Source organism: Rhodoferax sp. GW822-FHT02A01, assembly GCF_038784515.1.
GTDB lineage: Bacteria > Pseudomonadota > Gammaproteobacteria > Burkholderiales > Burkholderiaceae_C > Allorhodoferax.
Window position 1 is genome coordinate 4,359,317 of sequence record NZ_CP152376.1, and the last position, 11,550, is coordinate 4,370,866.

An 11,550-nucleotide genomic window follows, 5' to 3' on the forward strand; every position below is an offset into this window, starting at 1 on the left:
CATTAATGCGTAAACGGAATGAATAGCATATCCCGATTTCATTGGACGGTGCTGCCGCTGTGGGCGATTATTCATTGCCGAAACAGAAAGGACTCCACCATGCAAACCGATCGCATTTCCGCATCCACTCCTACCGCCTGGACACTGGCCCGGGGCCAGGCGCAGACCTTCCGTCCGCAAACCGCTGGCCTGCTGCGCACGACCAGTGGACGGGTGTGGGCCACGTTGAGCACGTCGTCCTATCAGCCCCAACCGCGCTGGTGCCCTGAGATCGAGCCGGGCGATATCTTCCTGGGAAGCGGCGCGGCATTGCACCTGGCCGCCGGCCAGACGGTGGTGATCGAGTCCTGGCCTTCCGACCATGACGCTGTCGTTCAGCTGGAATGGGCACCGGATGCCGTCAGCGCAAGCGCCGTGCGCTGGCAACAGACCGTTGGACAGCCAGCAAGGGAACTGGCAACGGGTCTGGTGCTGGTCGCACGCTCATTGGTGCGGCTGTTGCGGGGGCTTGCCGGCTACTCGGATTACCTGGTGGCAGGGCGCGGCAAGGTTCAGACTTGCCTGGAGTCCAACGCACCCTGAGTCGAGCTACCTTGGGTGGTGCGTTGCCGGCGTGGGCGCAGAGTGCTCAGGCTTCTGGCGAGCTGGTTTTCGATGGGTAGCGGCTCGCCACCCATCCAGGCTGCGATCAGTTCCGCGCACAGTGCAGAAAAGCTCAGGCCCCGTGCCCCCATACCGGCGGACAGCCACAGTGTGGGGGCCGCACCTTCTTCCAATGGCCCCACCAGTGGCAACCGGTCGTGGGTGACGCAGCGTTGGCCTTGCCAGGTCTGCGTCTGCCGGCTCTCGAATTGGGGGGCGAGTGTGTTTGCCACCTGCGGCAGCAGCACCTGCAGTTTGGCCAGATTGGTTGCCTGCTCCTGTGCCAAATCGGCCAGCGCCTTTGCATCGGCGCGGAAAGTGGATCCGGCAAACCAGCGCAGGCCCTGTTCGCCGGGAACGCCCGAAACAAAGCTGCCGTGGCCGTTGACCGGAAACGCAGGCCAGTCGACCGGGATTGCCGATGGGCACAGTCCCAGGCTCAGCGTGCCGTGCAGGACCTGCAGCGCCTCTATCTTGTTCCATAAGTCCGGCACCCAGGAGATTGCGCCTGCCTGTCCCGCATTCAAGCGTTGCAACAGGCTCTGGCAGGCAAAGGCATTGGCAAACACCACGGCGTCTGCCCGACCGGCCGGCCTGCCTTGTGCATCGCGAAGCAACCAGTTGCCGCCACTGCGCTCCAGACTGGCAATGCGGGAATTGCCATGGAATTGAATGCCCGGGTGGCCAAGCCATTGGGTGACCAGCTGCCCGGGCTTGATCCAGGCGGCATAGGGATGCCACAAACCGCTAAGTTCGCCACTGGTCATTGCGCGCGCCCAAGCCTGTGCGGGCCCTGGACTGGAGGACGGGGACCGCACCTCGGCTTCCACCTCGTCCAGACCAATCGCTTCGGGGTGAAGCTCCAGCACGCCGCTGGGGTTCCAGTCCGTTCCTTTGTGCAAACGGGCGGCGTGCTGCAGCATCAGCCGCGTGCCGACACGCGACATGCGCGAGCGTGGGCTGTCATCGGACGAATGGTGGGGCACCACCAATCCCACCGGCAGGCCGGAAGCGCCTCCCGCGGGATGCGGATGCGCGTCATGAACCGCTACAGTCCACCCCCGCACCGCCAGTGCATGCGCCACACTGGCGCCCGCAATGCCCGCACCAATCACGGCACAAGTTCCGGATGTGTACCTGGCGGTTGCCTGGGGGCGTCGGCTGTTGCGCAAAGTCCAGCGCGGGTTGAACACGGCGTAGGCGGCCCGTCCCACACCAGGCGGTTGCCGTACAAAGCCGGCGGCTTCCAGCTGCGCAGCCTGCACCGGCGATGCGGCGTCAAAGTGAAGCGAAGTGCCCCGCTTGCAGTGGCGGGCCAGGGCTTTGATCAGCCACTTGTCCCATAGGGCGGCCGAGGCATCCGCGACGATGGTGTCGGCCTGCATCTCCTGCTGTGCCAGCATGGCAGGCAGCTCACCCACGCACAGCGTAAGCGACAGCGCGCCGTCATCCAGCAGGAAGCGGTGAAAGCCTTCACCCAGTCCGAAACACAGGTCCGCTAGGTCGGCCTGTCGTGGGAATTCATCGTTGCTGGGATTCTGATGCGCGGCCTGCAATGCCAACGCCTGCTCCAAAGACAGCACTCCCACGTAATGCAGCATGGGCGGGCGAGGGAACTGGCTGCGCCAGCATTGCCGCACTTCGGCAAAGGTCCGGCCTTGACCAAAGCCGGTATCCAATACGGTCCAACTGGCCTGTGCGGCGCAATAGGTATGAAGATGGATGGCCGCCGGATGCAACGAGGGTGCTCCGGCGTCTTCGGTCACGCGACTCAGGCCGAGGGCGGCACGTAGCCTTGTGCGGCGTCTGCGCCTTCACCGAAGAAGTGGTTTTCCATCTGGCGGGCCAGGTACTGGCGCGCACGTGCATCGGCCAGATTCAGGCGGTTTTCATTCACCAGCATGGTTTGGTGCTTGAGCCAGGCCGCCCAGGCTTCCTTGCTCACGTTTTCCCAGATGCGCTTGCCCAGCTCGCCGGGATAGGGGGCAAAGTCCAGGCCTTCAGCCTCTTTACCCAACTTGATGCATTGAACCGTACGTGCCATGGAATACCTCTGTAAGGAGCGCAGCGCGCTGCGCAAAAATGTCGAATGGTTGATCTTATTCGGTTTGACAAGCACCCAGCCAGCGCAGGCACTCTGGTTACCTGATCACGCGGTGCAACATGGTGCGGTACAGTTGCCCGGACATGCCCGTACCCTTTTTTCGCTTCTACGTTTTTGCAGCGGGTCTGGCGCTTTGCCTGCCCGCGGTGGCGCAGTCGCCCGCTGCGGTGGAGCTGCAAGCCGCCAAAGCAGCCTCTCCGATTGCCTTTGATATCCACATCGAAGCGCCCGAAGATATCCGCCTGATGCTGGAGCGCAACATGGATCTGCAGCGCTACCGTTTGCTGGAAGACCTGAGCGACTCAGAAATACAGACCCTGTTGCTCACCGCGCCGCAGGACATTGGCGATCTGGTGGCGACTCTGGGCTATTTTTCTCCCCAGATCCAGGTGCAGCTACAAGCTGCCAAGCCGCCGTTGCCGCGGATCGTGAAGATTGCAGTGGAACCCGGTGCGCGCACCACCGTGCGTGCCGTCCATCTGGAATTGCAGGGGCCGATTGCGCAGGATCCCAAAGCCGGTGCCCAGCGCAATGCCGTGCAGGACGGTTGGACGTTGCCCGAGAGCGAATATTTCTCGCAAGAACGCTGGGACGATGCCAAGCAGCACGCGCTCAAACAACTGGTGTCCGAGCGCTATGCGGCGGCGCGCCTGCTGAGCTCGCAGGCTGACGTTGATGCCGATGCCGCGTATGCTGACCTGTCGGTGACGTTGGACTCCGGGCCAGCCTACCGTATCGGCAGTTTGGAAGTAGAAGGGGTAGAGCGCTACGGCGACTTGCTGGTGCGGCGATTGGCGCGGTTGCCTGCAGGCAAGGATTACACGGCCAGCGCGCTGGTGGATGCACAGAAGCGGCTGACGGACAGCGGCTACTACGATTCGGCCTATTTCAGCCTGGACCAGAGCGGCGATCCGGATTACGCCACGGTACGCGCCCAGGTAAAGGAAGCGGCCATGCAAAAACTGGTGCTGGGCATTGGCGCCAGCACCGATTCGGGCGCACGATGGAGCGCCGAGCACACCCACAACCTGGTACCCGGCATTGGCTGGCGCACCGTCAACAAAATCGCCGCCGACCGCGATACCCAGACCTTTACCAGCGACTGGACGTCGCAACCGGGTGACAACCAATGGCGCTGGGCCGCATCGGCGCTGGTCCAGCAGCAGCATATTGCCGAGATCGACGTCAACACCCGGCGCTACCGTGCTGGTCGCTTCACCACGCAGGCCGATCTGGACCAGAGCTACTACCTGCAGTTTGAACGCACACAGGCCGTGTACCGCGAGATCGACCAGAGCAATGCCAACGAGGCTCTGACCGTCAACTACGCCTTTGCTCTGCGGCACTTTGACAGCATTCCTTTCCCCGAGCGCGGCTGGGGCATTGGCGGTGAACTGGGCGTGGGCTCGGTGCTGGGCGCAGATCAAGAACCGTATTCGCGCTTTCTGCTGAACGGGCGCTTCTATCAGCCGCTGGAGCGCCCAGGTGACAGTCTTTTCAACCGCCAGCGTGCCGGGCGCATGGTGTACCGCGCACAGGTGGGGGCGATGATTGTGGACAACGCCAACAATGTGCCCTTCAACCAGCTTTTTCTGACCGGCGGCGACACCACGGTACGGGGCTACAAGCGCGATGAAATCGGGGTGACGCACGACGGCGTGCTCAGCGCCGAGAGCGGGCGCTACATGGTCAATGCCAGCATCGAGTGGCAGCGCCCCATCGTGCGGGCCGGCATCCTGACCGATTGGGAAAGCGCCGTGTTTGTGGACACCGGCGCGGTGGCGAACCGGACCGAGGAATTCAGCTTCAAGGTGGGTGTGGGCGTGGGTGCGCGCTGGAAGAGCCCGATCGGCCCGCTGCAGATGGACCTGGCCTACGGTGTGGCAACGCAAGCATTTCGCCTGCACTTGAACGTGGGCTTCGTGTTTTGATGCGCTGGCTGCGGCTCACCTTCCATGCACTGGGCGCTTCGTTCAGTTTGGTCTTGTCGTTGGTCACTGGGCTTGTGTTGACTGCCCTGACCGGCATATTGGTCTGGTGCAGCTCTGAGGGCTCACTGGCGCAGGCACTGTGGTTGCTGGGGCCCCTGTTGCCCGCCGGCCAGACCTTGCAGGTCAAGGACACGCAAGGTTCCGTCGCCCGAGGCGGCCATATAGGACACGTGCTGTGGAAAAAAGGGCCGCTGTCGGTTGAAGTGCAGGACCTGCAGATGGCCTGGGAATGGCAAGCCCTTTTGCAGGGCGAACTGCGTTTGACTGGTCTGCAAGCCGCTGCACTGCGCGTGGAAGACCGCGGCCCGTCGAGCACTAGCCCGTTTTCAGAAATTCGATTGCCATTGCATGTGGATGCACCGTTTCGGGTGGACAGCGTGGAATGGGCCGGAGCACCCGTATGGACGGTGCAGAAGTTGCAGGGTCACTATCGCTTTGATGGCAGTCTGCACCGGCTGGAAGATGTCCGCTTCAAAATGGCCGCAGGCTCCTACCAGGTGGATGCCAGCCTGCAGGCGGCGCTGCCGGGTGCGCTAGCGGTACGGGCCAGCGGATCGGTTGCCACCACGGTGCAGCAGCACGACGTGACACTGCTGGCCGGCGCAAAACTGGCCGGCACGCTTTATGGCAAGAATGCATCGCTGCAACTGACGCTGGACCTGCAGCCAGATCCGGCGCAACGCTCCTTGCACGGGGCGCAGGCCCATCTGCAGGCGCAACTGCAGCCCGCGCAGCCGCAACCCCTGCAAAGTGCCAACGGCCAATGGAGTGCGCTGGACCTCTCGGGCCTGTGGCCGCAGGCGCCCCAAACCAGCTTGTCGGGCCAGGTGCGGGTGGCGCCACAGGGCGCCGGCTGGACGGCTTCGCTGCAATTGCAAAACCGCCTGGAAGGCCCCTGGAGCCAGAACCGTCTGCCGCTGCAGAGCGCCCTTGCCAGCCTGCAATACCGCGATGGCCAGTGGCTGGTGTCCGACCTGCAGGCCGCCCTGGCGGGCGGCACCTTGCATGCGCAAGGAAGCTACTCGGGCAGTCCCGCGCTCTGGACTGCCAAAGGCACGGTGCGGGGACTGGATTGGATGCGGGTGGATCCGCGCTGGAATGTGGGTGCTGTGGATGGAGAGTTCTCAGTACGGCAAACGCCCTCGGGCACGGCTTTCGAAGTGCAAGCCAATTCCATGTCCAAGGGGGCTGCCGGCCGCATGCAGGCACTGGCCAAAGGCTTTTGGAAGTCACCCGCGCTGGTGGTGGAGAACGTGTCCCTGCAATCGGCGCAAGCCCAGGTGAATGGTCAGCTGCAGTGGAATACCCGGAGCGACGCGGCGCAGCTGCAATTGCAGACCAGCTTCCCAGGCGGCCAGGGCAGCATCAACGGCCAGATCAGCGCCAGTGCGGGGCAGGGCAGTTCGCAGTGGCAGATCAAGGATGCCGGCGCCTTTTTGCCATGGATGCAAACGCTCCCGGGGTTCGGTAGCCAGCTACAGGGTCTGGTCGCGCAGGGTGCGGCGGAGATCAGTGCGCGATGGGAAGGCGGTTGGCAAAACCGGGGCAGTGGTCTGAAGTTGAACGCTTCTCTGAGCAGCAAGCGCCTGGACGTGCAGGACCGCTATCACCTGAGCGATCTGCAGATGGACGTGTCCGGTACGCTGGCGGTGCTGGACGTGGCGCTGCGCAGCGATGTGCAATGGGGTACTTCTCGATTGGCGCTGCAGTCGCAAGCCCAGTTGGCTCAACAGGATAGCGGTGACCTGCGCGTGCGGATGACCCAGCTCAAAGCCAGTCTGCAGGACGGTTTGCAGTCGGTGCCCTGGAGTCTGCAGTTGCAGCAACCCTTGACGCTGGATTGGCAGCACAGTGCGCTGGCCCAGTCCGTATCGGTGAGCGCAGGCACCTTGCGCATGAGTGGACCAGCGCCGGGTGTGGCCCAGTTGCAGTGGGAGCCGATTGGCTGGTCGCAGCGGGGAAGTGCGGCCAGTCCCGGCGTTGCGCGCTGGTCCAGCCGCGGCAGTCTGCAGGGTGTCCCTCTGGCGTGGCTGGAGGCTCTGGGTCAGACCCGGCTGGCCAATCTGGGGCTGCGCGGTGATGTGGTGCTGGGCGGACAGTGGGATGCCAGCAACAGTGGCAATGGTCTCCAACTGCGCGCACGCTTGCAGCGCAGCAACGGCGATCTGCAATTGCTGGGCAGTGACAGCACGGGCGGCTCCTTGCCTGCCGGTTTGCGTGATGCCCACGTGGAAGTGGAGATTGCCGGTGAAGCGGTGCACGCCAATCTGGTTTGGGCCAGCGATGCCGGTGGCAATGCACAGGTTGACTTCTCCACACGGATCTCCAGCGGCGAGAGCGGCACCACTTGGCCCGCAGACGCGCCGCTACAGGGCAGCGTGCAGGCAAACCTGCCGCGGGTGGGCGCCTGGTCCCTGTTTGCGCCCGTGGGCTGGCGCATCAATGGCACGCTGGAGGCCAACGCCACCCTGTCGGGCACCCGCAGCAAGCCATCGTGGAAAGGTAGCCTGCAAGCACGTGACATGTCCATCCGTTCGGTGGTGGATGGCATCGACCTGAGTGCCGGCTCCATGCATCTGTTGATCGATGGACAGCATATGGACATCGCGGAATTCAGGCTGTCGGGCGCCGGGGGCGCGAGCGGAGGCCAGTTGGTGGTTGGCGGCACGCTGGACTGGCTGCCTGCCAGCGCCGGCAGTCCGCTGATGAACCATGTGCGCATGGCTTTGGTGGCCAATGCGCGGGCGTTCAGGGTCACGGCCAAGCCGGACCAGCGGTTGGTGGTGTCGGGCAACCTGAGCGCCAATTTGCTGGATGCCAACCTGCAGATACGCGGCGCCCTGGAGGCGGACCAGGCCATGATTGTGTTGCCGGAAGACACGGCACCCCGGCTGGGTTCTGACGTGCTGGTCAAACGCAGCAAGGCGACTTCCAAGCCTGCAACGTCTGCATCCTCCGATCCGGCCAGCAAGGTGGCGCGCACCGTGGTGCCGGACATTGTGGTGACGCTGGACCCGGGCAGCAACTTCCTGATTCAGGGCCGGGGCCTGAGCACGCGGTTAGCGGGAATTCTGGTGCTCAAGGCCCAGGGGCGTGATGCGCCACCGCGCCTCACGGGCGAGCTGCGCACCGTCAATGGAACCTACCGCGCCTACGGGCAGCGCCTCACCATCGAAGAAGGCACGCTGCGCTTTACCGGTGCCTATGACAACCCGGCCTTGGACATCCGGGCCATCCGTCCGAATTTGACGCAGGTGGTGGGCGTGCACGTCAGCGGCACGGCGCAGTTGCCGGTGGTGCGGCTGTATTCCGACCCAGAACTCTCGGACATCGAAAAACTCTCCTGGCTGGTGCTGGGACGCTCCAGCGCCAATGGCGGTGCGGAAACCGTCATCCTGCAACAGGCAGCCCTGGCGCTGTTTGCCGGGTCCGGCAGTTCTCAGCGTGAAAATCTGGTGAGCGCCCTGGGGCTGGACGAAGTGTCCCTGGGGCAGACCGCAGTGACCAATCTGGATGGCACGGCGGGAACGGAAACCACGGTGAAGGTTGGCAAGCGCCTGTCGCGCGACTTCTACGTGGTCTATGAGCGTAGCCTGGCGGGCACGCTGGGTACGCTCTACGTCTTTTATGACCTGTCCAGGCGCTTTACCTTGCGTGGCGAGTCTGGCATCACAACAGGTGTGGACCTGATCTTTACTACACGTTACGACTGAGTGCGGGGCGAGGCCGGTAATGGTGCCCCGGGGCTTAAGAGCCAGCATCACGAATGGTTAACACAGTTAGGGGAGAATGCCAGCTTGTCTTTGTCCAACCTCGTTGAGTCCGCATGTTTACTTTTGTCCTGGAAAATTTTGACTACGCCCCGCGTCGGGTGATGGCCGCCATCGCATTCATCTGCGTCTGCATGTTGACCTTTGGCATGTATCTGCAGCATGTGGTGGGCCTGGAGCCGTGCCCCATGTGCATCGTGCAGCGCTACTGCGATTTCCTGGTGGTGTTTTTTGCGGTGCTGGGTGCAGCCACGGCGAAGCGTTTCCTGCTGATTGCTTCCACGGTGCTGTTGCTGGTGTCGAGTCTGGCCGGCGCCTTTGTGGCCGCGCGCCAGAGCTGGCTGCAGTGGTATCCACCCGAGGTGGTTTCCTGCGGCCGTGACCTCTACGGAATGATCGAGAACTTCCCGCTCAAGCGCGCCTTGCCCATGATTTTCAAGGGCAGCGGCGATTGCTCCAAGGTGGACTGGACCTTTCTGGGCGGCTCCATTGCCAACTGGTCGTTCGTCTGGTTCTGCTTTGCCGCCCTGGTCGCCCTGACCTTGCTGGTACGCCAAGCCAAGCGTTAAGGCGGTGAGGCCTGCGCCGCAAGGCTAGGGCGCATCCATCACCAGCCGGATTCCGACCAGCGTGTAGCGCGTTTGCGGCGAGTTCCAGTTGCGGTAGCTGGAGCGTGCATACAGCGCCCATGTGTGCCAGGAGCCGCCACGGCGCACATACACATTGCCTTCTTCCGGGCCCTTGGGGTCGTCCACGGGAGCGTGCGCGTAATAGTCTTCGGCATACAGGTCCTGTGTCCACTCCCAGGCATTGCCATGCATGTCGTACAGGCCAAAGGCATTGGGCGCAAAGCTGGCCACCGGTGCGGTGAAGGCGAAGCCGTCATTGCCGTTCAGCGCATTGGCGGCAAACTGCGGCCAGTAGGGCTTGGCGGCCTCGTCAAAGGTGTTGGCCACTTTCAGCAAACAGGTCGGCTCGTCGCCGCAGTGGTAGCGGGTGCGGGTGCCGGCGCGCGCTGCATATTCCCACTCAGCCTCTGTTGGTATGCGGTAAGAGCGGCCTTCTTGTTTGCTGAGCCATTGGGCCAAGGCTTGTGCATCGTTCCAGGTGACGTTGACCACCGGGTGCTGATCGGTCTGGGCAAAGCCTGGGTTCTGCCAGCTGTAGCGGGTATCGCGCCCCTCAAAGGCATCGCCCCGTTGGGTCTTGCTGGCGTCGTATTGCGGGTTGTAGCCATAGCCACCGGTGCCATCGGCAATGCTTTCCGGCACATAGCCGGACTGCTCCACGAACTGGCGGAATTGCCCCACGGTGACTTCGGTGGCCCCCATGTAGAAGGCCTTGGTGATGCGCACCCGGTGCACCGGCGCTTCGTCAAACAAGTCGTCCAGGCGCTTTTGTTCGGCCAGCGGGTAGCTTTTGTGCAGGGTCTCTGCAGGCTCATCACTGCCCATCAAAAACTCCCCGGCGGGGATGCGCACCATGCGCAGTCCTACGGAGTTGGTGAACGCTGTATGTGCCGCATCCGGCCCACCCCGCGTGGTACAGGCGCTCAGAACCAATATCAGGAGCAGCGCGGGCCAGGTGGTGGGACGCATGGTTAGAGCTTCTTGACCAAGACCTGGCTCTTGCGGTCCCAGTTGTATTTGCGCTTGCGTGCCTCGGGCAGCCAGTCGGGGTCGACCTGCACAAAGCCACGCTTGATGAACCAGTGCATGGTGCGGGTGGTCAGCACAAAGATGCTGTCCAGCCCGGCGGCCTTGGCCCGCTGCTCCACGCGCTTGAGCACGCGTTCGCCGTCACCCTGGCCCTGCACGTCGGGTGAGACGGTGAGTGCTGCCATTTCAGCGGTCTTGGCTTCGGGGTAGGGGTAGAGCGCAGCACAGGCGAAGATCACGCCATCGTGTTCGATGATGGTGTAGTAGCCCACGTCGCGTTCGATCTCGGTACGGCTGCGCTTGACCAGGGTGCCGTCCTTTTCGAAGGGTTCTATGAGTTGCAGAATGCCGCCCACATCGTCCACAGTGGCCTCGCGCAGTTCTTCGAGCTTCTCGTCCACCACCATGGTGCCTATGCCATCGTGCACATACACCTCCAGCAGGATGGAGCCGTCCACTGAGTAAGGGATGATGTGGCTGCGCTCCACGCCGCTCTTGCAGGCCTTGACGCAGTGCTGCAGGTAAAAGGCCACGTCGGTCGGGTGGTTGGCCGCAGGCAGCTCGGCCAGCAGGCGCTCGGCTGCGGCCAGCGGCAGCTCGGTGTCAATCGGATTGTCCTCACCGGCGGGCTCCGTGGGCTTCATGCGGATGCCGGGTACCTCGGTCAGGAAGATCAGCTTGTCGGCTTGCAATGCCGAGGCCACCGAGGTTGCCACCTCTTCCATGGCCAAGTTGAAGGCATCGCCGGTAGGGGAGAAACCGAAGGGCGAGAGCAACACCATGGCGCCCATCTCCAGCGTCTTGGTGATGCCGGCGGTATCCACCTTGCGCACCACGCCGCTGTGCTGGAAGTCCACGCCGTCGACAATGCCCACGGGTCTGGCGGTAAGGAAGTTGCCCGATATCACCCGCACCGTGGAGTCGGCCATGGGGGTGTTGGGCAGACCCTGGCTGAACGCCGCTTCGATTTCATAGCGCAACTGGCCAGCGGCCTCCTGCGCACTGTCCAGCGCCACTTCGTCGGTGATGCGGATGCCATGCGAGTACTTGGCCGCATGCCCCTTGGCCTTGAGCTGCTCGGCCACTTGCGGCCTGAAGCCGTGCACCAGGACGATCTTCACGCCCATGCTCTGGATCATGGCCAGATCCTGCGCTAGGCTGGGCAGTTTGCCCGCGGCAATGGCCTCGCCGGCAATGCCCACCACAAAGGTCTGGTTGCGGAATTTGTGGATGTAGGGCGCCACCGAGCGGAACCAGGGCACAAAGGTGAAATTGAAGACGGAGGTCATGGGGCGCTGTAGATGAGGCGGCAGAGGATAATTCCCGATTCTCTACGAAGTGAGTCCCTTGATAGCCAGCCCTTTGCAAATCGATTTTCCCGAGTC

At 63.2% G+C, this 11,550-nt stretch carries 8 protein-coding genes; 4 read left to right on the forward strand and 4 right to left on the reverse strand.

What is annotated here, in order from left to right; translation table 11 throughout:
* Positions 1–99 precede the first annotated feature (99 nt).
* A complete protein-coding gene (locus AAGF34_RS20695; RefSeq protein WP_342617595.1) occupies positions 100–582 on the forward strand; it encodes a DUF2917 domain-containing protein in 483 nt (160 codons plus the stop codon).
* On the opposite strand, the gene AAGF34_RS20700 is transcribed toward AAGF34_RS20695, so the two are convergent.
* Entirely contained in the window at positions 552–2,408 is a 1,857-nt protein-coding gene (locus tag AAGF34_RS20700; protein WP_342617597.1) for an FAD-dependent oxidoreductase, read from the reverse strand. The genes AAGF34_RS20695 and AAGF34_RS20700 overlap by 31 nt on opposite strands.
* Positions 2,409–2,413: 5 nt before the next feature.
* Positions 2,414–2,686, reverse strand: a complete 273-nt coding sequence (locus AAGF34_RS20705) for an oxidative damage protection protein (protein ID WP_342617598.1) — start codon at positions 2,684–2,686, stop codon at positions 2,414–2,416.
* Between the two features lie 143 nt (positions 2,687–2,829).
* Between AAGF34_RS20705 and AAGF34_RS20710 the strand changes: the two genes are divergently transcribed.
* The 3 genes from AAGF34_RS20710 (at position 2,830) to AAGF34_RS20720 (ending at position 9,076) form a co-directional block, all read left to right on the forward strand.
* Entirely contained in the window at positions 2,830–4,677 is a 1,848-nt protein-coding gene (locus AAGF34_RS20710) for a BamA/TamA family outer membrane protein (RefSeq protein WP_342617599.1), read from the forward strand.
* Positions 4,677–8,450, forward strand: a complete 3,774-nt coding sequence (locus tag AAGF34_RS20715) for a translocation/assembly module TamB domain-containing protein (protein ID WP_342617600.1) — start codon at positions 4,677–4,679, stop codon at positions 8,448–8,450. Before AAGF34_RS20710 ends, AAGF34_RS20715 begins: the two co-directional genes overlap by 1 nt.
* Before the next feature lie 113 nt (positions 8,451–8,563).
* Positions 8,564–9,076, forward strand: coding sequence for a disulfide bond formation protein B (locus tag AAGF34_RS20720; RefSeq protein WP_342617601.1), 513 nt, complete (start codon positions 8,564–8,566; stop codon positions 9,074–9,076).
* 24 nt (positions 9,077–9,100) lie between these two features.
* Here AAGF34_RS20720 and AAGF34_RS20725 read toward each other — a convergent pair whose 3' ends face one another.
* On the reverse strand, positions 9,101–10,105 hold the full coding sequence (locus AAGF34_RS20725; protein ID WP_342617602.1) for a formylglycine-generating enzyme family protein: 1,005 nt from the start codon (positions 10,103–10,105) through the stop codon (positions 9,101–9,103).
* A 2-nt stretch (positions 10,106–10,107) separates the two neighbouring features.
* Positions 10,108–11,454, reverse strand: coding sequence for an amino-acid N-acetyltransferase (gene argA, locus AAGF34_RS20730; protein WP_342617603.1), 1,347 nt, complete (start codon positions 11,452–11,454; stop codon positions 10,108–10,110).
* Positions 11,455–11,550 lie beyond the last annotated feature (96 nt).

Bases quoted from the DNA above. Each gene is read 5' to 3' on its own strand.
- AAGF34_RS20705 (WP_342617598.1), bottom strand. From the start codon at position 2,686: ATGGCACGTACGGTTCAATGCATCAAGTTGGGTAAAGAGGCTGAAGGC.
- AAGF34_RS20725 (WP_342617602.1), bottom strand. From the start codon at position 10,105: ATGCGTCCCACCACCTGGCCCGCGCTGCTCCTGATATTGGTTCTGAGC.
- AAGF34_RS20720 (WP_342617601.1), top strand. From the start codon at position 8,564: ATGTTTACTTTTGTCCTGGAAAATTTTGACTACGCCCCGCGTCGGGTG.
- AAGF34_RS20695 (WP_342617595.1), top strand. From the start codon at position 100: ATGCAAACCGATCGCATTTCCGCATCCACTCCTACCGCCTGGACACTG.
- AAGF34_RS20715 (WP_342617600.1), top strand. From the start codon at position 4,677: ATGCGCTGGCTGCGGCTCACCTTCCATGCACTGGGCGCTTCGTTCAGT.
- AAGF34_RS20710 (WP_342617599.1), top strand. From the start codon at position 2,830: ATGCCCGTACCCTTTTTTCGCTTCTACGTTTTTGCAGCGGGTCTGGCG.
- argA (WP_342617603.1), bottom strand. From the start codon at position 11,454: ATGACCTCCGTCTTCAATTTCACCTTTGTGCCCTGGTTCCGCTCGGTG.